General features: G+C 40.1%; 16 protein-coding genes. 11 read left to right on the top strand and 5 right to left on the bottom strand.

Annotated elements, in window-relative coordinates:
• Both M0Q46_02505 and M0Q46_02510 read right to left on the bottom strand, forming a co-directional pair.
• Positions 1–4,804, bottom strand: a 4,804-nt coding sequence (locus M0Q46_02505; protein MCK9582482.1) for a fibronectin type III domain-containing protein, incomplete at its 3' end; no start/stop codon positions are given.
• A gap of 7 nt (positions 4,805–4,811) precedes the next feature.
• Positions 4,812–8,615: a carboxypeptidase-like regulatory domain-containing protein gene (locus M0Q46_02510; protein MCK9582483.1), complete on the bottom strand. Its 3,804-nt coding sequence runs from the start codon at positions 8,613–8,615 to the stop codon at positions 4,812–4,814.
• Between the two features lie 302 nt (positions 8,616–8,917).
• Between M0Q46_02510 and M0Q46_02515 the strand changes: the two genes are divergently transcribed.
• From M0Q46_02515 to gltA, 4 genes are all read left to right on the top strand, one after another.
• Positions 8,918–9,517: an HNH endonuclease gene (locus M0Q46_02515; GenBank protein ID MCK9582484.1), complete on the top strand. Its 600-nt coding sequence runs from the start codon at positions 8,918–8,920 to the stop codon at positions 9,515–9,517.
• 62 nt (positions 9,518–9,579) lie between these two features.
• Positions 9,580–10,938: a TrpB-like pyridoxal phosphate-dependent enzyme gene (locus M0Q46_02520; protein MCK9582485.1), complete on the top strand. Its 1,359-nt coding sequence runs from the start codon at positions 9,580–9,582 to the stop codon at positions 10,936–10,938.
• 358 nt (positions 10,939–11,296) lie between these two features.
• Complete coding sequence (locus M0Q46_02525) at positions 11,297–12,124, top strand: sulfide/dihydroorotate dehydrogenase-like FAD/NAD-binding protein (GenBank protein MCK9582486.1); 828 nt, start codon at positions 11,297–11,299, stop codon at positions 12,122–12,124.
• Positions 12,121–13,497, top strand: a complete 1,377-nt coding sequence (gene gltA / locus M0Q46_02530) for an NADPH-dependent glutamate synthase (protein MCK9582487.1) — start codon at positions 12,121–12,123, stop codon at positions 13,495–13,497. Before M0Q46_02525 ends, gltA begins: the two co-directional genes overlap by 4 nt.
• A 222-nt stretch (positions 13,498–13,719) precedes the next feature.
• Here the strand turns inward: gltA and M0Q46_02535 are convergent, their stop codons facing one another.
• From M0Q46_02535 to M0Q46_02545, 3 genes are read right to left on the bottom strand one after another with little or no spacing between them, the layout of a single operon-like run.
• Positions 13,720–14,565 (bottom strand): metal ABC transporter permease, encoded by an 846-nt coding sequence (locus M0Q46_02535; protein MCK9582488.1) that lies wholly within the window; start codon positions 14,563–14,565, stop codon positions 13,720–13,722.
• 17 nt (positions 14,566–14,582) lie between these two features.
• Positions 14,583–15,314: a metal ABC transporter ATP-binding protein gene (locus M0Q46_02540; GenBank protein ID MCK9582489.1), complete on the bottom strand. Its 732-nt coding sequence runs from the start codon at positions 15,312–15,314 to the stop codon at positions 14,583–14,585.
• A gap of 25 nt (positions 15,315–15,339) precedes the next feature.
• Complete coding sequence (locus M0Q46_02545) at positions 15,340–16,224, bottom strand: metal ABC transporter substrate-binding protein (protein MCK9582490.1); 885 nt, start codon at positions 16,222–16,224, stop codon at positions 15,340–15,342.
• Between the two features lie 526 nt (positions 16,225–16,750).
• On the opposite strand from M0Q46_02545, the gene cysE reads away from it, so the two are divergent.
• From cysE to M0Q46_02580, 7 genes are all read left to right on the top strand, one after another.
• The gene (gene cysE / locus M0Q46_02550) at positions 16,751–17,452 is read left to right on the top strand and encodes a serine O-acetyltransferase (GenBank protein MCK9582491.1); all 702 of its coding nucleotides are present in this window, start codon (positions 16,751–16,753) and stop codon (positions 17,450–17,452) included.
• 59 nt (positions 17,453–17,511) lie between these two features.
• Positions 17,512–19,449 carry an aconitate hydratase gene (locus M0Q46_02555; protein MCK9582492.1) on the top strand — a complete coding sequence of 646 codons (1,938 nt, stop codon included), beginning with the start codon at positions 17,512–17,514 and terminating at the stop codon, positions 19,447–19,449.
• Positions 19,450–19,544: 95 nt separating this feature from the next.
• Positions 19,545–20,807, top strand: a complete 1,263-nt coding sequence (locus M0Q46_02560; GenBank protein ID MCK9582493.1) for a glutamate-5-semialdehyde dehydrogenase — start codon at positions 19,545–19,547, stop codon at positions 20,805–20,807.
• A gap of 207 nt (positions 20,808–21,014) precedes the next feature.
• On the top strand, positions 21,015–22,010 hold the full coding sequence (locus tag M0Q46_02565) for a MoxR family ATPase (protein ID MCK9582494.1): 996 nt from the start codon (positions 21,015–21,017) through the stop codon (positions 22,008–22,010).
• 68 nt (positions 22,011–22,078) lie between these two features.
• On the top strand, positions 22,079–22,960 hold the full coding sequence (locus M0Q46_02570) for a DUF58 domain-containing protein (protein MCK9582495.1): 882 nt from the start codon (positions 22,079–22,081) through the stop codon (positions 22,958–22,960).
• A gap of 38 nt (positions 22,961–22,998) precedes the next feature.
• Positions 22,999–23,934, top strand: a complete 936-nt coding sequence (locus M0Q46_02575) for a hypothetical protein (GenBank protein MCK9582496.1) — start codon at positions 22,999–23,001, stop codon at positions 23,932–23,934.
• Positions 23,931–24,926: a VWA domain-containing protein gene (locus M0Q46_02580; GenBank protein MCK9582497.1), complete on the top strand. Its 996-nt coding sequence runs from the start codon at positions 23,931–23,933 to the stop codon at positions 24,924–24,926. Before M0Q46_02575 ends, M0Q46_02580 begins: the two co-directional genes overlap by 4 nt.
• Positions 24,927–24,928 lie beyond the last annotated feature (2 nt).

Here is a 24,928-nt window from a genome sequence, read left to right on the forward strand (position 1 = left end):
GTGTAAAGCTTGCCTGATCTGTTGAATAATAAAGTTTGTATTGCGTTCCATCGGGGTTGGTGTTTTCATACCAGCTTACCCTGATTGTGTCACTTGTTACTCCAAGGGTGGCAAGTGATGATGGGCTCTTGGAAAGCGTGTAAATGCTAGATGATGTTGAGTCAGTATAGCCAACAGGGTTGTGTGCTCTTGCAAAAGCAGTGTAAGCTTTGTTTGGTAAAAGCCCCGTGCCCATAAAAGAAGTGGTGCCCGCAGGTAATTCCCCGGAAACATCGGTTGTTCCAGAATAGATTGTGTACGATGTTTCTTCGTTTACATCACTCCAGCTTACTTCAATTGAGTTGTCGCTTAAAGCTCTTCCTGTAAAGAATGTGAAAGCAGATGGAGTGCCCCAGAACACTACATTATTTGGATCGTTTTCATAAGCATGGCCCGCCTTTGCGCCTGTGGCGTTATCCATTCTTATGTCATTAACGCTTGGAGAAGACATATTTATAGCCGACACATTTACACCTACATTTGCGTCAAACGAACAATTCTGCATTATATAAACACCAGTTGCCGGCATAAATGTAATTGCAGTTGCGCCTGGTTTTGTGTTTAGGAAGTTTATTTTTCTAAAACCAAACATTCCATTAACTATTGTAAAGGTGTCTATTGAAACACCGTTTGACCCGCTTAAAGTTAAACCATTTACATTTAGCGTTGCACCTGAGATAATAAAACCAAAGTAGCCGGCATTTGAAGTTATTGTGTTGTAGGTACCGTAAGTGTTTAGTATGCCGCTTACACTTATAGTTGAACCACCGGCAAGATAAATGCTTCCGTTGCCCATATCAAAGGTACTTGAGTTGTAAGCACCTATGCCGCCTATAGCAGTAAGTGTTGAATCATTTAGGTTAAACTTACCATCAATGTATAGCGTATTAATAACTGTCATTGGTTTTGCACCATAGCAATCAAACTGAGAGTTGCCAGAAACAAGCATACTGCTAATTTGCACGCTTGCGGCCGGTGTTATTATTTTAGTAAGAGATGTACCATAAACTTCAAAAACATCAAATGTTCCTAAAAGCGGAGATAATGTTTGAGTTTGAATACCATGAGTTTGCCATGTGCCGCGAGGGTTAAATGTGGTGCCTGCTTTTTGTGTCATATTGCCACTACCCCTCAGAGACACTTGCGCATTGTTTGTATCAAAACCGCCGTGGTTTATATCAAAGTTCCCAAAAACATTCATTGTGCCCAAAGTAGAAACCGTACCTGTGCTTTCAATTAACACATTATTAAAACCAGCACTGCCCGGGTAAATGGTTTGGTCTGTTGTGCCTGCAAAACTAAGCGCTCCAGTGCCCGCGTCAAACCCTGCGCCGCCGCTCACAAGAAAGTTGCCTGTAATTGTATGAGTGGCAGAGCCGGCAATGAAACTACCTGCATACATTGAAAGAGAACCCATTTGCACTGCGTTATTGTTTGCATTAAAACTTCCGGCACCAGATGGAAAGTATAAGTCGCCTTTTATGTTCAAGTTTGAATTTGCCTGAACATAGGAAGATGTTATTACGCTGAAGTTGTTAAAGTACGAGTTCTGAGTTTGTATAACTTTTTGCGCGAGAGTTCCTGCAAAACTAACACCACCAGTGTTAAGCGTTACAATACCGCCAGTTTGTTTCCAATCACCTTTAATTGTAATTGTACTACCACCTTCAGTGCTCATATAACCGCTTTGCATATCTAAATCGCCGTCAATGTTAAGGTCGCTTATCAGCATTATTGTTGAAGCTGATGGGCTTAGAATTGTCATTGAAGCAATTGAAATATCACTTACCCAATGACAATCTCCGTTACCTGTGCCATCAAATATTATTGTTTCGCCGTTTTGAGGCACACCAGCTGGTTCCCATGCCTCAGAGTTTAAAGAATTGCTTAACGATGTTGATACCCACTTTCTTGTTTTTACAACCACGAAGGCACTTGCAACATTACTATAATCACCTGCAATACCGTCTGAGTTTTGCGCCCTTACTTTAAAATACGAGGTCGCGCCCGGAATAAGTGTGTTAATTAGAACCGTTGTCGTCCTTATGCGTGAAACAAAAGGTACCGGCGTTGTGTATGAGCCAAAATTACTATCGGTAGATTGAATTACCTCATAAATTGTGGTGGTAGAGGCATTACCATTTGCATCCCAGTTTAGCGTTGCGCTTGTATAATAAACTTCGCTAAATGATGCACTTTGCGGAGTTCTGGGTAAAGTGAACCTGCCAACTAAATTGGTTGCGCCGCTTTCACCGGAGGAGTTATACTGTGTTAAATATCTGTAATGTGTTGTATTTAATGCAAGCCCGCTTTCAATGTAAGCCGTAACATCTGATGTTAACCCAAGTGCGATACCATTTCCCAAACTATCATAAAGGTTGTATCCGCTTACATAAGTAGTGCCGTGGTTCCACTGCCATTTTATTGTGTCTGTGCCAATGGCAATACCAACAAAATCACTTGGCGATGCCGGCAATGTAAGCACATTTGTAACACTGCTGTATCCCGGTGAAACAACAAGCTCATTATTTATTGCGCCAACCCTATAAGCATAAATTGTATCGGCATTTAAACTGGTATCGCTATAACTTGTGGCGGGAACAGTTGCAATAAATACACTATTTCTTTCAAGACGATAAGCGATAGCTCCTGTATCTGCCCAGCCAAGCGTAACTGAACTTACATTAACGGCGTTAACACTTACCGATGAAGGTATAATTGCATAAGTGTATTTTTGTGTTGCTGTTGCACTGCTTAACCCAGCGCCATTATATTGTTTTAGCACTCTTGTGTATTGGGTATTTGCATTAAGCCCGGTTTCAATGTAGGCTGTTACATTTGAAACTAAGCCAATCGCTAACTCAAATCCCGTTGAAGTATAAAGGTTGTATCCACTTACATAAGTACTGCCATGGTTCCACTGCCATTTTATTGTGTCTGTTCCAATGGCAATACCAACAAAACCACTTGGTGATGCCGGCAATGTAAGCACATTTGCAACACTGCTGTATCCCGGTGAAACAACAAGTTCATTATTTATTGCGCCAACTCTATAGGCATAGTATGTATCGGCACTTAAACTGGTATCGCTATAACTCGTGCCGGTAACACTTGCAACAAATACACTATCTCTTTCAAGGCGATACGAATTTGCCCCAGTATTCGCCCAGCTAAGTGTAATTGAACTTACATTAACGGCGTTAACACTTACCGATGAAGGTATAATTGCATAAGTGTATTTAGCATCACTGTTTGATGCACCTGATATTCCACTTATGTTACCTGCTTTTACATATCTTGTGTATTGTGTGTTGCTGCTTAAACCAACTTCAAGCCATTGTGTCACACCCTCTACATTTCCAACTTTACTGTCATCAGTGCCATTGTATATCGCATAGTATGTTGCATTCGCACTTAATGTCCAACTCCATTGTATTGACCCCGTGCTTTGTACTGCTCCACTAAATGAGCCTGGCGCAGCTGGCGGAGCGGTGTTTATTGTAATATCAATACCTAAACTATTAAATTGTGATGCTACAGGAACAGAATCTGCGTAAATGCTGTAATATTCGTTTGAATCTAACCGACCATTTTCGTTTACATCAACAAAAGCAGTCACTTTATAAAAACTATATGGTGTTGAAACCCTTAACGAGTAATCCCATGCCGGTGTGTTTGGAGTGCTTTCAGTAACATTATAAGGGCTTGCACCGCCAAAAGAAGGAGATGCAATTACAACAATGTTGCCTATTTGTTCAGAGTTGTTGGTTATATGTCCGCTTATAGCGCCAAAATCAAATAAAGAGAAATCCACATTTGAAGCAGTATGTGATGATGCGCTTAAATATATTGGCGTTGCATTCCACCAATTTGACGCTTGCCTAAAATAACCTATCGGCTCATAGCCGTCCGGCACATCATTATCATTTTCATCAATCAGCGCCATAACATAGAAAGTATTTGGAAGCGACAAATTGCTAAAACTATAATACCCTGCACCAGTGAAAGAAGTTATAGGCGTTACAAAACTCATAACACCATTATCGCCGATAGCGCTTGCTATAGCAACTTTATATACGCCGCCAACAAAAGAGCCATTGTAACTCATAATACCGGATATTGTTCCGGAAGTTATCGGCAATGCCTCAGAAGCACAGGCACTTGAGATATTTGAAACTGCAGACCAATTACTCACTTCATCCGCGTTCCAAATTGCAAAATAATATGTTACACCCGAAGTAAGCGGGCCGACAATTTGCGAAACCACATCGCCCGACGTAACATTTGAAGTTGAAACGGTTATTTGCGCAAGCGGATAATTCCAGCCAGAGAGTGAGTCCCCACTTGCCACTGTGGCATATTGCACTTTATATTGTGACCCTACCGGCAAACTTCCAAACATTCCATCGTCACCGGGAGCACCCCATGAAAGTTTAACATTGCCACCGAGTGTATCTGCCGTTCTTGCCACAAGTGTAGTAACCGCCGCTGGAGCTATTGTATCACCAAGCAAAATATAGGCAGAACTCATTGCGGATGTATTTGACCAACAATCAACATTTTCATCTCTTGTCCAAAGCTTAAAGTAATAGGTAGTATTGCCGCTAAGCGCACTACTGCTAAGTGTAACGCTTTGAGAATCTCCCGGGTTAATTGAACTGGTTGTTACAATTATAATCTGCGCAGAAGCAGTGCTCCATACAACGCCCTGACTTTGCGAATATTGCAAGGCAAACACACTACCAGCTTGCAATTGGTTTAACATACCATCATCACCCGGTGCCCCAGGACACAATTGCGGTACGAGGAGTTGAGCTTGCAACAGCCACAAAATAAGTCGGGGTTGAAGGTGCGACAAGGCAATTAGTATTAATTTCTGTGGAATTGTAATTTCCTGCCAAATCATAGCCGCTAAGGGTTAAATTCAAAGAGGTGTTGTCAGTTAAAATATTAAGTGGTGAACCATTAAGTGAAACACTATTCTCTCCCGTTATTAACTGGTCACCCAACAATGGAAAGTTTGACCCACTTGCAGAAAACATTGTTGTAGCTACAGGAATTGTGTAACAATCTTCGCTAAGTGAGTAATCAACATCAAAAAAACCATTTCTAAAAATTAATCGCTCACTGCCAGCTGGGTGTGTAATTTGAAGAGTCGGATTTGTGCGGTCAACTGTAATTGCGGCTGTGCTTTTTACGATATGGAGCCCATCAGTAAATTCAAAAATCAAAGTATGCACACCTTCTGAAATTTGCCCATACCAACTCCCGTTTTTATCATAGAGGGAACCGTTCATCCATTGCGAACTTCCTAAAGTACCAGTTGTGTATGCAAGGTTGTAAGGTACACTTGAGGAGGCTGAAGCAGGGAAGTAATCAACCCCATCATCAAACACACCATTGTCGTTCATATCAAAATAAAGCGAGTAATTACCATTTTCGTTGGCACTAAAATCAGACTGTAAACTGGGCTCAAGTGAACCGGGGTTAGCGTTTAAGTGTTTATCATGATTGCCGTCTAAATCATAACAATTAAATGAAATAACTGGTGTAGATGTATCAACCCTAAATGTCCAACTTATATTTGAGATATTTGGTATTGTGGCTTTATCGCGAACACTTAGGTAAACAGTGTGGCTTCCCTCGCTAAGGCCAGAGCAGTCGTAAGAAAGCTCGCCATTTGAAGGGTTAAAGCTTGGGGTTACCGGCGAAGCGTCTAAACTTATAGTTGTTGAAGCGACATTAATACCGGTTCCATCACCATCGGATAGGGTTGCAAGTATAGTTGGATTGATATTGCCTATAAGACCGTTTATTGCCGGCGAAATAAAACTTATTACAGGTTTTTGTGTGTCAAGGGACGGGTCTGGGGTTAAATATATGTGGTTTAGCGATGCCGTTGAAAGAATTCCAGTCCAAGTATTAAAACCTGTCACATTAACTCTTGCAGAAAATGTGGAACTAACTGGCAAGTACTTTACCTGAAAATTTCCTCCAGAATCGCTATTGCTAAAACCAATTAGATAAGCTCCAGATATAATTTCAATAGACGCATCACTTATAGTAGAGCTTGAAGCCGCATTTTTAACATCTCCAGAAACGCTAACTCCGGTACTGATTATTATATCAGCGTTAAGTGTGCCTTCAGCTACACCAATTGTTCGCGCGATTACCTGCTGTTCTGCTTCGTTGAAAATACCAATACCATAAACTAACCCGGTAGCAACATTTATACCATAATGGCCTGTAGAAGTAGCCATAGAAACAAAATCAGGGTTACTTTTTGGTGCAGGCGAACCCGCAGGTAAGGCAAATATCATAAACGGCCCGCTATGCGTTGTATTATTGATAATATTGCCAGAAATACCACCTAAGGGCAAAGTTAAAAGAAAATTTTTGGTGTTTGTACCCGGGTGAGTTATAAATGAAAGGTCAGAAGTTTGAGAGATATGACCATCATTCTTATCTGAAACATGAAGTTCCATCCCTGTGCCAGTTGAAACACCACCAATATAATAGTAACCACCAGTATCGGTTATTACGCTATATTGTGATACCTCTCTTTGCGTATCTGACCACATAAGATAAACATTAATGTTACCCAAAGGGCCACCGGTATCTGACACAGTACCTTCAATAGCAACAGCTGGAGGTAGGTTAATGTTAACATCTGGGTTTACGGAAAAGTTTGTTGTTTGATTTTCAAAAACATCTATATCTGTGTGATATGCAAAACCAAGAGATGAGTCAACACCTGAAGGGTTTGCCATAACAATATAAGAGCCGGCGGCAAGGTTAGAAAATGTGTAATAACCTTCTGAGTTTGCTTGAGTACTGTTTGAACTGCTGCCATCATGCAAATCGTTAAGTGAGTTGTAAAGTGAAACGCTGCAATTTGCAACAGGCATTGTTCCAGAAAGTATCTGACCGTATATTGAGCCACCATATGCAAGCACAAAATCAATCTGCGTTGTGGTGCCTGGCAAAAGCGTTCTATTAGCAGTTATATTGCCAAAACCATCTTTAGAAACTGTAATACTTTCACTGCCCGAGCTTACCTGGTCCACATAATTTCCGGAAGCATCTGTATTAGTTTGCTCCCAAATAGTTGGACTGTTGCTCATCGTTTCTAAGTATGAAGTTATTGTTGCGTCTGCAATTGGCGCGCCGGTGTAAAAATTTGTTACTGTTCCATGTATTTTTACACCCTTTGTTAGAGTAATAGTGCCAAAATCTACCCCGTAAATATTTCCAATTTGCTTTGCTGCACTATAAGCGCTTGCATAAGGGCTTGAAACTGCCATTAACATATATGTAGAGTTATCCGCATTTATGCCAAACACTTTAAAGTTACCGCTTGCATCGCAAACACCATAGCGGTCCCAACCAGAATAATAACTCTCCGACCACTGCTTGCCAACACTCACAACCGCTCCTGCGCAAGGCAAGCCATTGGCAATAACTTTACCAGTTGCAAAACCCGAAACCGCCCAAGCGCCCAAACTTCCTTGCTCAGTTGTGGTATTACCATAGCTATCTGTCACTTTTATCTGAGCGTAATAGGTCGTGTTGTTATCTACTATGTTCTTTGATATCATCATCTGGCCTGGATCTGGGGTGCCTGTGTTTTGTTTACTGCCATCCCATTGCACACGCGGGCTTGCGTATGAATCTGCCCAAATATTACTATTTACTACATAGTCATTTTGGTCAAAAACCCCATCTAAATTTGTATCTATTGTGAAAACATAGCTACCATCTACTGCCGAAAGAAAATCAAAGTATATGTTGTCTTGATTATTATCGTTATTTGGGGTAAAGCCAGCGGTTAAATTACCGGAGTGTGTACCCTGGTCTAAATCAGCAGTTAAACCATAAATTCGCCAATCCACAGGTATTGTGTTTGCGGTTTTACCAGAAGAAAGTGTTCCAAAATCAAAGAATTTTGTAAAAGTTGCGGGATTGCGGCTGGAAAGATTCTGTTCAGGAAAACAATTCTGCACATTATTTGAAACATCATCTTGTGTAAACACCATAACTTTTATGCTTGTAGCAGAAGTTATAGCAAGGTCAGCCATAGGAATTGAAAGCTCATGAATATTTCCAAAAGTTGAGGAAGAAGAAATTAGCGACCCGCTCCAAGATGCCAAAACCCAAGCGTGCGTAGCAGCATCATATTTGTAAAGGCCTTTTAGAGTATCGGAATCATAAACAAAAGCATAATGCGCGTTAAACGGAAGTGTGTGATATGAACTGCTTGTGTTCCAATCAAGCGACGAGTTAGTACCACCCGAATTTGATGTGCTAATATAAATAAAGTAGTCATGTAAACAACTTGGAGTATCTTGCAGACCAAAGTAAATTGCAGTAGAACTCCATGTGGTATAAATAGATGTTGTTATGCCTGAGTAATTCTCAGTTCCAAGTAGCTCATCACTACTCCAATCCACTGAACTGCCATCAACAATATAATTCTTAAACGACGCCGCATTGGCACTTGCGACAAAAAAACAAAACACGAAAAAGAACGACAGAACAGCCCACATTTTAATTTTTTTTGTCATAAAATTTTCCATAAACTCTCCTAAAAATCAAATAAAAAAGCCACAGGCACATTTGTCTACGGCTTAATTTTATATGATACTTTTTATTGTCTCCATTGTAATCTGTTAAATTAGATTTCGCAACATATAAAGTATCCCATAAAAATTTGTTTTTGTCAATAAAAATTTTACAAGTTTTTTTAAAAAATTCCTGAAAATTATCACAAATCAAAATACTTTTTGTGTTTTTAACTTTTCAACTGTTAAAATACTGCCCAAAACACCTTATGTTTTGTTGACAATATGCACACAATTGGAATATAATCAAATAAATTATGAGTGATGTTTTAATTTTAAACAGAAACTTTTATGCAATTCAAATAACCAGCTGGCAAAGAGCGCTTAGCCTGCTTTATATTGACCATGCCTCAGTGGTTGATGATGACTACAAAACCTATTCTTTCAACGACTGGAAAGAACTTTCACAAATGGTGGGTTCTACACCTTCGGGCTTTGTTACAACACCAAACTTTAAAATTGCCATACCGGATGTAATTGCATTAAAATTTTACGACAAACTCCCTGTTTCCGAGGTAAAATTTACCAGAAGAAACATTTACGAACACTTCGGATACAAATGCTGTTACTGCGGCAACAAATTTGAAACAAACAACTTAAATTTAGACCATGTTACCCCAAAAAGCAAGGGCGGTAAAACCAACTGGGAAAACATTGTAACCTCTTGTATACCCTGCAACCTAAAAAAAAGCAACCACTTGCCAAGCGAAGCAGGAATGAAACTTCTAACTATCCCATCAAAACCAAAGTGGCGCGGGCCAATGGCTATTGCATTTAACTCACCAATAAAAATAAAAATATCTTGGCAAAAATTTATAGATAACGCTTACTGGAATACAGAGTTAGAAAACAGTTAAACTATACAAAATGCAAAAATAATAGTTTAGCCACAAACAAAATAAAATTACTGGAGAAGAAAATGGAAGACATCAAAATTACACTGCCAGAAAAAGAAATGCCAACACATTGGTATAACATTCAGGCCGACTTAGCAAACCCATTGCCTCCTGCAATTCACCCTGGCACAAAAAAACCAATTGGCCCGCAAGACCTTGCTCCGCTTTTTCCAATGGAAATTATAAAACAAGAAGTAAGCACTGAGCGCTGGATAGAAATACCAGATCAGGTACGCGAAATATACCGTCTTTGGAGGCCTGCACCGCTTTTTAGAGCGCATCGCCTTGAAAAATTTTTAGATACCCCCGCAAAAATCTACTACAAATATGAAGGTGTAAGCCCTGCCGGAAGCCACAAACCAAACACAGCTATCGCACAGGCCTACTACAATATGAAAGAAGGCGTAAAACGCATAACTACAGAAACCGGTGCTGGCCAATGGGGCTCAGCGCTTGCACTTGCCTGTGACCTATTTGGCATAAAGTGCACGGTATATATGGTAAAGGTCTCATTTGACCAAAAACCATACCGCAAATATATGATGCATATGTGGGGTGCCGAAGTATTTTCAAGCCCAACAACAAGAACAGAGGCCGGCCGTGCCATATTAGAAAAATACCCAAACTCAAATGGCTCGCTGGGTATAGCAATTTCTGAAGCAATTGAAGATGCTGTTAAAAGCGGTTCAAAGTACTCCCTTGGCAGTGTGCTAAACCATGTACTTATGCACCAAACAATAATCGGCCTTGAAACAAAAAAACAAATGGAAATGGCTGGCGATTACCCCGACATTATTATCGGCTGCCTTGGTGGCGGCTCAAATTTTGCGGGTATTTCATTCCCATTTTTAATGGACAAACTACAAGGTAAAAAGAAAAAACTACGCGCAATAGCCGTTGAACCAGCGGCCTGCCCAAAACTAACAAAAGGGCCTTATGCGTACGACTTTGGCGACACAGCAGGAATGACCCCACTTTTAAAAATGTACACACTTGGGCATACTTTTATGCCAGCCGGCATACATGCGGGCGGACTGCGCTACCATGGAGCATCGCCGTTAGTATCAATACTCAAACATGAAAACATAATTGAGGCAGTTGCTTACAATCAAAACCCTGTATTTGAAGCCGCGATAAAGTTTTCAAAGTGCGAAGGCATAATACCGGCACCCGAGTCGGCTCACGCTGTTAAAGCCGCTATGGATGAAGCATTAAAGGCAAAAGAAAGCGGAGAGAAAAAGGTAATTTTGTTTAACCTTTCAGGCCACGGGCACTTTGACCTTGCCTCTTACGAATCATATTTAAACGGCGAGTTGGTTGATTTTGAATATCCATCGGAAAAAGTAACCGAAGCCCTTAAACAACTGCCAAAGATAAGCTAAAAATAAATTAAAAGAGTTCTTAAGTTGGCAAAAATATTGCCGCTAAAGAACTCTTTGTGTGTATTTAGCTATTGTAAATCATTAGTGTTTGATTTTGTTATTTCCGACCCCTCCCAGTTTATGTCATTCAATGACAAAATATGTGGGACAATGGTGTAGTCATAGCTGTTTGATTAAAAGTTAATCTGCAATCGCATTTAATTTTCAAGTCATTGCGAATCCTGCGAAGCAGGGTGTGGCAATCTGGTGTTAAAATTTTACGACGAGATCGCCACGGCCTTTGGCCTCGCGAAGACGCCGTCCGGCGTATTTTAACCGGACAGTTGTGATACAAAATAACTAAAAATTAGGATATTAAATGAACGAAATACTTTCAAAACAAACACTCTCCGTAAATGTAAAACGCATGGAAGTTTCGGCGCCTGAAATTGCCAAAGCGACAAAATCTGGCCAGTTTATTGTCTTAAGGGTCAACGCCTTGGGTGAAAGAATTCCCCTGACCATTGCCGGAATAAATAAAGAAAAGGGCACAATAACTATTGTATTTCAAGAAATTGGCAAAACCACAAAATTGCTTGGAACGCTCAATGTAGGCGACTGTATTAAAGACCTGCTTGGCCCGCTTGGGCACCCGACAGAGCCACAAACCGGCAAACATATAGTTGCCATTGGCGGCGGAGTCGGCGTAGCCGAAATTTTACCTGTGGCTCGCTTTTACAAAGGATTATCAAACACCGTTACCGGCATAATAGGCGCCCGCTCAAAAGATCTAATAATTTTTGAAGATGAAGTGGCGCACACCTGCGATAATTTTTTTATAACCACCGATGATGGCTCTTACAAAAGAAAAGGTTTTGTTTCCGATGTTTTAAAAGAGTTAATTGCAGGCCCCAATAAAATTGATATTGTTTACGCCATTGGCCCTGTGCCAATGATGAAATTTATTTGCGATATAACAAAACCCCATAACATTAAAACCATTGTTTCACTAAACCCAATTATGCTTGATGGCACCGGAATGTGCGGTGTATGCCGCTGCACGGTTGAAGGCAAAACAAAGTTTGCCTGTGTTGACGGGCCGGAGTTTGATGGGCACCTTGTAAACTGGGCAGAGTTTTCCACACGGCTTAGCACTTTCAAATCAGAAGAAAAAATTTCAAATGATTCCTTTATGGGGCAAAGATGATAGAACGCATACATATGCCAGAGCGTCCGGCAAGCGAACGCAAAAATGATTTTTTAGAAGTAAACAAAGGATATACAAAAGAACAAGCCGCTATTGAAGCAAGCAGGTGCCTACAATGCAAAAATCCACTGTGCGTTAGCGGATGTCCGGTAGAGATAAATATACCCGGTTTTATTAAGGCACTTGCACAAAATAACCCACAACAAGCAATAAAAGTTCTTAAAGACAAAAACAACCTTCCAGGTGTCTGCGGCAGGGTTTGCCCGCAGGAAGAACAGTGCGAACTTAAATGTATTCTCGGAAAAAAAGGCAAAAGTGTTGCCATAGGAAACCTTGAACGCTACACCGCAGATTGGGCAATGGAAAATTCCATAACACAAAATGATACTATAAAAAACAATGGCAAAAAAGTTGCAGTAATTGGCTCTGGTCCTGCCGGGCTCACCTGCGCGGGCGACTTGGCAAAAGAAGGTTTTTTGGTAACTGTTTTTGAATCACTGCACCTTGCAGGCGGTGTTTTGCGCTATGGCATACCTCAGTTTCGCCTGCCTCCAAAAGTATTAAACACAGAGATAACAAACCTTGAAAAATCGGGCGTAAAAATAGAGCTAAACTGCCTTGTTGGCAGAACAATCCCTTTAATGGAACTTTTCTCTCAGGGTTTTGATGCTATATTTGTCGGCACCGGCGCAGGACTTCCAAAATTCTTTAATATATCAGGTGAAAACCTAAACCACATATATTCCGCAAATGAATTTTTAGTGCGTGTAAATTTAATGAATGCCTTTAGTTTTCCAAAATACGACACACCAATTTACTCTGGTAAAACCGTGGCTGTTTTCGGCGGCGGCAATACCGCTATGGACAGCGCCCGCACAGCACTGCGCCTTGGTGCCCAAAAAGTTTACCTAATTTACAGACGCTCACAAGATGAAATGCCCGCAAGAGCAGAAGAGGCAAAACACGCCAAAGAAGAAGGCGTTATTTTTACAATGCTTACTAACCCTGTTAAATTTATTGGCGATGAAGCAGGAAAAGTTAGCGCGGTTGAATGCGTAAAAATGGAGCTTACCGAGCCAGACGCATCGGGCAGAAGAAAGCCAAGAACAATAGAGGGCTCTAACTTTCAAATTGAAATAGATATGGCGGTAATTGCCATTGGGCTTGGGCCAAACCCCCTGCTTCCCTCCCAGACAGCAAACCTAAAAACAGATAAGTATGGACACTTAATAATTGATGAAAATGCTATGACAAGCATTCCAGGTGTTTTTGCCGGAGGCGATATTGTAGGTGGTGAAACGGTAATACAAGCAATGGGAATGGGTAAAAAAGCGGCAAGGTCAATAATAAGTTACCTAAACAATCATAGCTGACCAAATTAGCCGTCATACCGGCGAAAGCCGGTATCCATGAAACAAAATCAATATTTAACTGGATTGCGGTTGGAATTTACCCTCGAGTGATTTAGTTGGGGGCCGCAATGACGACAAAGACATTTTAAAATAAAAATATTACTGTTCTAAAAATGACCACTCAACGCAATATGCTGTTCAAATTTGACACATGTAATAAACAATAAATTTTAAAACTTCTTTTTAAAAGTTCTTCCTAATAAACCCAATCACAGCACAAATGGCGTAACAAGCCACTCCAACAAGCACAATTGCGGCACTAGCCGAACTTCCAAAGTAAAAAGAAAGCACCAAACCGCACATAGAAGAAAACAACCCAATTGCTAATGCCACGACCGTGTAACTTTTAAAATTTCTACAAATATTTCTCGCACTTGCCGCTGGTAAAACCAAAAGGGAACTTGCCAAAAGCACACCTAAAAACTTCACCGCTGATGCTACCGACACCGCAAGCACAAGCATAAAAATAATTTCAACCGCATTTACATTTACTCCTCGCGAACGCGCCAAAGGCGGGCTTACGCCAACTAAAGTAAGCCGGTTTGAAAATAAAACCCAGTAAACAAGCACACAACAAAGCAAAATATACAACCACAAAATCTGACCGGCAGAAACGGCCAATAAATCGCCTGTCAAATAAGCTGTGTACTTCGCAAACCCGCCGCCGATACTAAGTAAAAAAACACCCAAACCTACAACCGCCGCGAATATAACTCCCAAAACTGTGTCGTAAGAAGCGCCCGTGAATTTTTTTATAAAAATTGAAAGCAACGCAACAACACAGGCAAAACCCACAACCGCAATATTCATATCAAAAATACCAAATAAAACTCCAAGCGCCACTCCGGAAAGAGCGCTATGTCCAACCACATCCGAAAAAAACACAAGCCGGTTTCCCACAACAGCCGTACCAAGCAAAGAAAAAATTGGCGCAAGCGCGAAAAGCGCAACTATCGCGTTGCGCATAAAATCGTAATGAGCCCAGCTAAATGGGAGTAACCCTATAATATGATTAACATAACTTAACATAACTAATTCTACCTCTATTAAAACCCATGTTTAAGCATTCTTTGAACATTCTGGTTTTCAAGAACTTCTTTTGGAGTCCCATGAGAAATAACAGTGCGGTTTAAAAAAACCATAGCATCTGCATGCGGCGCAACACAGTCAAGGTCATGGGTAACCATAACAACCGATAAATCAAATTTCCTTCTTAACTCATCTACTATTTTATAAAACAGCGAATGTCCTGAGGCATCAACCGCAGAAACCGGCTCATCTAACAGCATAATTTCAGGTACCGGATTTATAGCAGTTGCAAGTAAAACTTTTTGAAGTTCTCCACCCGAAAGCAATGCAAGCTTTTTGTTGGCAAGCTCTTTTGCGCCAACAAGTTCAAGCACAGATAAAGCGGTTTTTTTCCAATTTTGTTCAAAACCACTCCATGCCGGCCTTTTTGCACAGGCACAGGCCATCAAATCCAAAACACTTAAGGGTGAATCGGGTTCTATATGCAATTTTTGTGGTACATACCCAATTTTTGGTTTTTCCCCAAGAGTACCTTTAACCTTATATGAGATTGTACCGCTGTAAGCTACCTCGCCAAGCAATGCCCTAAGCAAAGTTGTCTTTCCTGCTCCGTTTGGGCCAACAAGCGCAAGCAACTGACCACAATTTATATGCAGGTCAACATTTTCAAGCGCGTAAACATCCCCAAACTTAACGGTTAGTTTTTCTATTTTAGTGCAACAGTGAGAACAACTCGTTTTTTCGTTCATATTAAATTTCTAAATATTTTCGGTATTATTTTGAAAGCGATTCCTTTAAGGTTTTTAAATTCCCCCGCATTATCTCAATGTAGGCGTCTGGTTTCAGCTCGCCCGATACTACAGGGTCAAGAATGTAAACTTTGGCACCAGTTTCTTTGGCAATTATGTTTGCCGCATCTGCAGGATACTGCGGCTCGGCAAAAAGCACTTTTATTTTATTTTTATTGACAGTGTTTATTGTTTCAACCAACTCTTTGGCCGATGGTTTTGATGCTGGTTCGCGCTCAATAACATCGGCTATCTCTAAGCCAAACTCACTGGCAAAATAAGGAAACGCCTCATGAAAAGTTATAATTTTTCTACCTTTATACTGGTTTAACTGTTGCTTCATTTCTGTAAGCAACTTGCCAAGTTTTTCTTTATATAAATCCGCGTTTTTTTTATACAGCAAAGAATTCTTCGGGTCAACATTTGATAAGAATTGCGAGAGGTTTTCTGTCATTAAAATTGCATTTGAAACACTCACCCATGTATGCGAATTTTCAATCCCGTAGCTGTCTTCAATAAGTTTGATACCGTCAGACAACTTTGCAATTTTCAAATTCGGATTTGTTTTTGCAACCTTTTCAATAAAGTTTTCCATCCCTGCGCCATTTGCAATAAACAAGTCGGCATTTTGCAACTTTTGCATATCTTTTGTGTTAAGCGAGTAGTCGTGTAAGCAACCTGAGTAATTTGGAGCAAGGCTATCAACCGAAATACCAGAAACACCATTGGTTACATTCAATAGAATTATGCGTATAGGGTAAAATGATGCAATTGCTTTTATTGTTGGCTGTTCTTTGGAGAAAATATTTATAGGTAAAAGAACAAGAAATGATAACAGAAATAATTGTTTAAATTTAGAACTATTAAACATAATAACCTTTTATTATACTTTTTTGCTCTTAGTGTTAGTTGATTATACCGCAGGAAGGTTTTTGTGTCAACAAGGGAACAAACTTTACAACTTACTTAAAAATAGTTAGGGGACATTTCCAAGCGCTTTAGCTTTTTACAAAATTTTTTGGAAATGTCCCCATTAAAAACTATTTTTTTTTCTTTTTTGCACCTTTTTTAGCTTTTTTTGCTGCTTTTTTTGCTGGTTTCTTGCCTGCCATTAGTACTCACCCCCTTATATTAACTAAATAAAAATAAAAAAATCCGAGTAGGGCATTACCCCCGTTTCGGATTATTCTTAAGCCACTTCTTTGTTGGCTTTTTTATTTTCATGCATTTGTATTTTAACACTAATTTATTTAATTTGCAATTATTTATTGGTTATCCGACGATATATTTTTAAAAACAATTTTTCAATTCTATGTTTTAATTTATTTAAAAATTTAAAACTTCCAATGTTCCTTTTTATATTTGAAATTCCCGACGAAATTTTCTAAAATCTACTTATGAAATTTACTGAAGACATAAAGAATGTTTTTTACAGAGACCCCGCGGCGCGCTCGTGGGTTGAGGTTCTTTTTTGCTACCCAGGACTGCACGCTTTGTGGTTTTATCGTTTTGCAAATTTTTTCTGGAAAGTAAAATTTTATTTTGTTGCGCGGTTTATTTCTAACATTGCGCGCACGCTAACCGGCATTGAAATTCACCCAGGAGCAAAAATTGGGAAACGCTTTTTCATTGACCACGGTATGGGTGTAGTAATTGGTGAAACTACCGTAGTAGGCGACGATGTACTTATTTATCAAGGAGTTGTACTTGGCGGCACCTCACTTGAGAAAAAGAAACGCCACCCGACGGTAGGCAACAATGTTGTAATTGGCGCAGGCGCTATTGTGCTTGGCGCTATAACACTTGGAGATCATTCGCGGGTAGGTGCTGGTTCGGTTGTTTTTCACGATGTGCCGCCACACTCTACTGCCGTTGGTGTACCTGCAAGAATAGGGCTTGGCTTTTCTGATAAAGAACTTGCGGAACTTGAACACAGCAAACTGCCAGACCCAATAGCAGATGCAATACAATTTGTTTTAAAAGAACAAGATAAACTTGAAAATAGAATTGTAAAACTTGAAGCAGCGAAAGGCCTACCACAACAATCCAACCAATCTTTCCAAGACAAGAAAAAAGAGTTGGAAAAAGAATTTGAATAGACATGTACACTTCATTAAATAAATTTTTTTAAAAGTCTGCTGCTAATAGAGGATAATTTATGACACCTAAAAATACACCTATGTCAGTTGCAAAAAAAATAATTTCGGCACATCTTATAAGCGGCAAAATGGAGCCAGGCCAGGAAATAGCGCTAAAAATTGACCAAACCCTCACGCAAGATGCAACGGGCACTATGGCATACTTGCAATTTGAAGCGATGGGTGTAGAAAAAACAAAAGCAGAGCTTTCAGTTAGCTATGTTGACCACAACACACTGCAGACAGGTTTTGAAAATGCCGACGACCATGCCTACTTGCAAAGCGTTGCGGCAAAATACGGAATTTATTTTTCCCCTGCCGGAAACGGTATATGCCACCAGGTGCACTTAGAGCGCTTTGGAGTGCCTGCTAAAACACTTGCAGGTTCTGATTCGCACACACCCACTGCCGGTGGAATTGGTATGCTTGCCTTTGGTGTCGGCGGGCTTGATGTGGCATGCGCCATGGCGGCACAACCCTTTTATTTTGCAATGCCAAAAATTGTTAATGTAAAACTTACAGGAAAACTTTTAGGATGGGCAAGCGCGAAAGATATAATTCTTGAACTTCTAAGAATTCTTAGCGTTAAAGGTGGCAGAGGAAAGATATTTGAGTTTAGCGGCCCAGGAGTTAAAACTCTAAGTGTGCCGGAACGCGCAACAATAACAAATATGGGCGCGGAACTTGGCGCCACAACATCGCTTTTCCCATCAGATGAAATTACACTTGCTTTTATGAAACAGCAAAAGCGTCAAAAAAACTGGAAAAAACTCGTTGCAGATGAAAACACACAATACGACGAAACAATTGAAATTAACCTTTCAAAAATAGAACCACTCATCGCACTGCCTCATAGCCCCGACAATGTAAAAAAAGTAAGAGATGTTGAAGGTATAATAGTTAACCAGGTAGCTATCGGCTCTTGCACAAACTCTTCGCTTGCCGATATGCTGCTTGTGGCAAAAGTTCTTAAAAACAAAAAAGTTCACCCAAATGTAAGTTTAGTTATATCCCCCGGCTCACGGCAAGTTGTAGCAATGCTTGCGCGAAGCGGCGCTTTAAATGACTTAATTTCGTCGGGTGCGAGAATTATTGAAAATGCCTGCGGGCCATGTATAGGTATGGGGCAAGCTCCTCAAAGCGGTGCTGTTTCTTTAAGAACTTTTAACAGAAATTTTGAAGGCAGAAGCGGCACAAAAGACGCAAGCGTTTACCTTTGCTCGCCTCATGTTGCGGTTGCTGCCGCGATAACCGGCAAAATAACTAACCCATTAAAACTTGGGCTTGCGCCTAAAATAAAACTGCCGAGTAATTTTTTGATTGATGAAAAACTAATAATCGCACCAGAAAAAAAAGCATTTAAAATAGAAATCATTAGAGGACCAAATATAAAGCCCCTGCCAAACTTTAAGCCAATGGACAAACTTTTTGTACTTGATGTTTGTCTAAAGGTGCAAGATAATATAACAACTGACCACATATTGCCGGCTGGTGCAAAGATATTGCCGCTTCGCTCAAATTTACCGGCCATTTCGCAATACACTTTTGGAGCGGTTGATAAAGATTTTGTCGCGCGAGCAAAAAGTTCCGGCTCATGTGTTATAGTTGCCGGTGAAAACTACGGGCAGGGCTCATCGCGCGAGCATGCTGCGCTTGCCCCAAGGTTTTTAGGAGTAAAGGCCGTAATTGCAAAGTCATTTGCGCGCATTCATCTTGCAAATTTAATTAACTTTGGAATTTTACCGCTTGTTTTTGAAGATGCCGCTGAGTATAATAAAATTTCTCTTAACGATAAAATTATTATAGAAAATGTTTCTGCCACAAACCAAAAAATTGAAGCAAAGTTAATTTCTCAGGGCAAAGAAAGCAAAATTCATCTTAATCATCTGCTTAGCGAAAGACAATTTGAAATAGTGCGTTGCGGCGGTCTTTTAAACTTAATCAAAAATAAAAAGTAATCTCTGCACTTAAATTGTGCTGTTTATTAAATACTTGTCAATTTGCTTTTGCGTGTTTAGGTAAAACTTAAAATTTAAGTTTTTAAGGAAGGTTTATGGAAAAAAATGAAATAAAACAGCTAACGGCAAATCAGGCCGCAGGTGCAAAACTCGCCAGCAGAAAACTTGCGCTTTTGGCTAATGACCAGAAAAATAAGATTTTGGCCGCAATCGCGTCGGCACTTAAAAAACAATCCTGTGAAATTCTTTTTCAAAATGAAATTGATGTTGAGGCCGCAAAAGAAGCAAAACTTTCCTCTGCGCTTATTGACCGTTTAACACTAAATGAAACTCGCATTGAAGAAATGATTAGAGGCGTTATGGAAGTTGCCTCATTAGAAGACCCGATAGGTACCATAATTGCTGATTGGACCGTGCCAGCCGGAATGCAAATTCAAAAAGTGCGCGTACCGCTTGGCGCAATATGTATGATTTACGAATCACGCCCGAATGTTACCATAGACGCCACAGCGCTTTGCCTTAAATCTGGCAATGCGGTAATACTAAAAGGCGGTTCTGAAGCAATTAATACAAACCGCGCGCTTGTGCATGCAATACTTCCTGCAGCAAAAGAGGCGGGCTTGCCCGATGGCGCGATACAATTTATCGGCACAACCGACAGAGAAGCTGTGCTTGACCTTATCAAACTTGACACCCTTATAGACCTTGTTATTGCAAGAGGCGGCGAAGAGATGGTGCGCTTTATAAGGCAAAACTCCATTGTGCCAGTGCTTGCCCACGGTAAAGGGCTATGCCACACCTATATTGATAAGTCAGCTCAAATTGATATGGCAACTAAAATTTCAATTAACGCAAAGTGCCAAAGGCCTGGCGTGTGCAATGCTATGGAAACATTGCTTGTGCATAAAGATATTGCGCAAAAGTTTCTTCCAATTGTTTGCGGCCTTTACACAAAAGCCGGCACGCAGGTTCGCGGCTGTGAAATAACAAAAAAAATAGTTCCACAGGTTGTTGAGGCAACCGAAGAGGACTGGTCAAGTGAGTATTTGGACAATATAATTTCAATAAAGGTTGTAGAATCTATTGATGAAGCGATACACCATATAAACAAATATGGCTCAGGGCACTCTGAAGCAATTGTTACAGATGATAAAGAGGCGGCGCAAAAATTCTTAAAAGAGGTAGATGCAGCGGCGGTGTTTCATAACGCGTCAACACGGCTGCACGACGGCTGGGTGTTTGGGTTTGGCTCAGAGTTAGGAATATCTACCCAAAAGCTACATGCCAGAGGCGCAATGGGCATTAAGGAAATTACAACTACAAAATATATTGTTTACGGCTCAGGGCAAGTACGATAAAATTCAATAATAAATAGCCGGTCACAAAATGCCCCTCACCTCAATCCTCTCCCTCGAGGGGAGAGGAAGCCCGAAGGGCAGGTGAGGGTGATGTAAAAGTGTCGTTAGAAGTGGCAAGAAGACAAAAATATTTTGACCTCTGAAATTCTCAACGGAAAATGAGTTTCGTGACAGGCAATTCAATAATAAATTTGTTGGAGGGTTAATATGTCCGGCGCACAAGAGATTCGTGAAATCAATGAGAAGGTAAAAAAAGAAAGCGTTTTTGTTGTAGCGCTAATGGCAGAACTTGGCAAAGTTATTGTTGGCCAAAATTACATATTAGAAAAATTAATAATTGGACTGCTTAGCGATGGCCACATTTTGCTTGAAGGTGTACCGGGCCTTGCAAAAACATTGGCTGTTAAAACATTGGCCGGCGCCATTAAAACGAAATTTCAACGCCTGCAATTTACCCCCGATTTACTACCGGCCGACCTGACCGGCACAACAATTTACTCTCAACATGATGGAAAATTTACCGTAAAAAAAGGCCCGTTGTTTGCAAACTTCATACTTGCCGACGAAATTAACCGCGCGCCGGCAAAAGTGCAAAGCGCCTTGCTTGAGGCAATGCAAGAAAGGCAGGTTACTATTGGTGATACAACTTTTCAACTGCCAGACCCATTTTTAGTACTCGCGACCCAAAACCCAATTGAGCAAGAAGGTACTTACCCCCTGCCCGAGGCACAGGTAGACCGCTTTATGCTCAAATTAAAGATTACATATCCAAGCAAAGAAGAAGAAAGGCAAATTTTAGAACGCATGACATCGGGTGATGAAATTAAAATAAACCCGATTACCACACCAGAAGAAATAAAAACCGCGAAACACACCGTTAGCCAAATTTATGTTGATGAAAAAATTAAAAACTACATAGTTGATTTAGTTCATGCCACTAGAAACCCAACTGAATACAAACTAAATTCTTTAAAACCACTTATTGCTTTTGGTGCCTCGCCGCGTGCTACAATAAACTTAACGCTTGCCTCAAAAGCATACGCGTTTATACAAGGGCGCGGCTATGTTACCCCTGAAGATGTAAAAACTATTGGCCTTGATGTTTTACGCCATAGAATAATACTTACCTACGAAGCAGAAGCCGAGGAAGTTACAACGGAAGATATAGTTAAACAAATATTTGACGGCGTTGAAGTTCCGTAAAAATACATCCTGTGCGTATTTAAAAAACTAAATCATTACTAAAAACCTCTTAAGTATCTTATTGAGTTATGCTTTCATCCGACATCATTAAAAAAATCAAAAAAATTGAAATTCGCTCCAGAAAACTTGCCAATGAAGTTTTTGCCGGCCAGTATAGCAGCGTTTTTAAAGGCCGCGGTATGGAGTTTTCTGAAGTGCGCGAATATATGCCCGGCGACGATGTGCGCACTATTGACTGGAATGTTACCGCGCGCTACGGCAAACCATTTGTTAAAAAATTCACCGAAGAACGCGAGATGACCGTAATACTGCTTGTTGACGCTTCCGCTTCATTAGGTTTTGGTACAAAGGAAAAGTTTAAAAACGAAATTGCCGCCGAGTTTGCGGCAACACTTGCATTTTCTGCCATTAAAAATAATGACCGTGTTGGCATGCTTATTTTTACAGACAGGGTAGAAAAAGTTATACGCCCTAAAAAAGGCAAAAACCATATCTTGCGCCTTATTCGTGACATTCTTTTTTTCAAACCTCAAGGGCATAAAACAAACATATCTGACGCTTTAAAACACCTAAATGATATATGGAAAAGAAAGGCGGTTGTTTTTTTATTATCTGATTTTCAAGATAATAATTTTGAAGCAGCACTTAAAGTTACATCTCGCAAGCACGACCTTATTGCGGTAAAAATTTCAGACCCGCGCGAAAATAATATGGCAGACATTGGCCTAATTGAGTTTGAAGACCCTGAAAGCGGCTTGTGCCTGCTCTCAGACACATCTGCAAGATCTGTTATAAATGCTTCTATATTAGTAAAAGAAACCAAAAATATAGCTCTTAAGAAACTTTTCTCTTCATCTGGAGTTGATACAATTTCTGTTTCAACTGACAAGCCATACACAGCTGAATTAATTGCGTTTTTTAAGCGACGCGAAAAACGAATGACCTGTTGAACCCGGATTTTGCAAAATACAGGTTGGATTAATTAAAAATGAAAAAGCTTTTTATAACACTATTTTTAAGCTTACTTAGCATAGCGGTTTACGCAAGCGAAGTAACCGTAAATACAACCATAAATAAAACAAACATAACTATTGGCGACCCGCTAAAAGTTAGCGTAGAAATCTCTTACCCAAATGAACTTAAGCTATCAAGCGTTACAATGCCAAGCGAAATAGGCACATGGGTTTGTACAAACCTTTCAACCTCAACTAAAAAAACAAAAGATACTCTTAGCTCGTTGGCTGTATTTGAAGTAGTCCGTTTTTCTACAGGAATGGCTATTATTCCGCCAATTCCATTTACCCTTGTAAACAGCTCAACTGAGGCATACACTGTTTACTCTTCAAGTAAAAGCGTTAATATTGAAAGCACACTTGCGAAAATTGGAGATCTTGGAGACATAAAAGACATAAAAGAACCCTTAAGCATTGGCAATGGGATGTTAGTATACATTCTTGTCACGATTATATTGCTATTAATTGGGGCATATATTTACTATCGCAGGAAAACTTTAGCACAAACAATACTGGCCTCTAAACCCAAATTACCACCTTATGAAGTTGCCTTGCTCGCACTTAATGATCTTGCGGCATCCGACTTATTATCAAGAGGCCTTATTAAAGAGTATTATATTCGCCTTGCAGAGATAATGCGCAACTATATCTCAAACTCATTTGGCATAGAAACATTTGAAAAAACCACGCATGAACTCTACCAGGATTTAAAAGGCAGATCGGTAGATAAAAAAATAACATTAAAAATAAAAGAACTCTTTGAAAACTGTGATTTGGTAAAGTTCGCAAAATTTACCCCTAAAGAAAACCAGTGCACTTACGATATTGAACTAGCAAAAACAATTGTGCTTGAACGAATGCCGAAAGAAAACCCTATAGAAAATACCGGTTCTGCTGAAGGTAATTTATGATATTCGCGCACCCTTATTTTCTACTTCTGCTAATTGCTCTTGGGATTTATATATTTATAGAAAGAAAGTTCAAACTTAATAAAACCGCAACCATTTATTTACCGCAGGCAGAGATATTTAAAAGTGCTGGCTCAACACTTAGGGCTAAACTTTCAAAAATGCTTGTATGGATAAAAGTTTTAGCTATCGCGCTTATAATAGTTGCCTTAGCACGCCCGCAGGCCGGACAAAACAAAGAAGAGGTTTATAATCAAGGCATAGATATAATGCTTGTAATGGATACATCTAGCAGTATGCAGGCACTTGACTTTCAGCCCGATGACCGGCTGCAGGCAGCAAAAAAAGTTGCAAAAGAGTTTGTAAAAGGCCGCACTTATGACCGTATTGGCATTGTGGTTTTTTCCGGGCTTGCTTTTACGCAATGCCCTCTAACCATTGACCATGACGCTGTTTTGAATTTTTTGGATAAAATTGAAACAAATATGACCGGAGTTGACGGCACAGCAATTGGTTCGGCTATCGCAACTGCCGCAAGCCGGCTAAAAGCAAGCAACGCAAAGAGCAAGGTTATAATACTTGTAACTGACGGCAGAAATAATATGGGTGAAATTGACCCAATAAGCGCAAGTAAGGCCGCTTTGGCAATGGGTATAAAGATTTATACCATAGGAGCTGCCAAACCTGGTGAATCACTTTATCCGATAGATGACCCTGTTTTTGGCAGGCGTTTGGTAAAAATTGAAAATCAGGATTTAGATGAAGCCACCCTTGCAAACATTGCAGGTACAACAAATGGCCGTTACTTTAGGGCAACCGACACAAATTCTCTATCTGCAATTTTTAAGCAAATTGACAACATGGAAAAAACCAAAATTAAGGCACTTAAATACACCGATTACAAAGAATTATTCGCTTATTTTTTATGGCCGACGCTACTACTGCTGCTTGGCTCCAAGTTTTTAAATAAAACATATTTAAGAAAATTGCCGTAAAA

It is taken from the genome of Endomicrobiales bacterium (assembly GCA_023228045.1).
In the GTDB taxonomy this organism is placed as follows: Bacteria; Elusimicrobiota; Endomicrobiia; order Endomicrobiales; family JALOBY01; genus JALOBY01.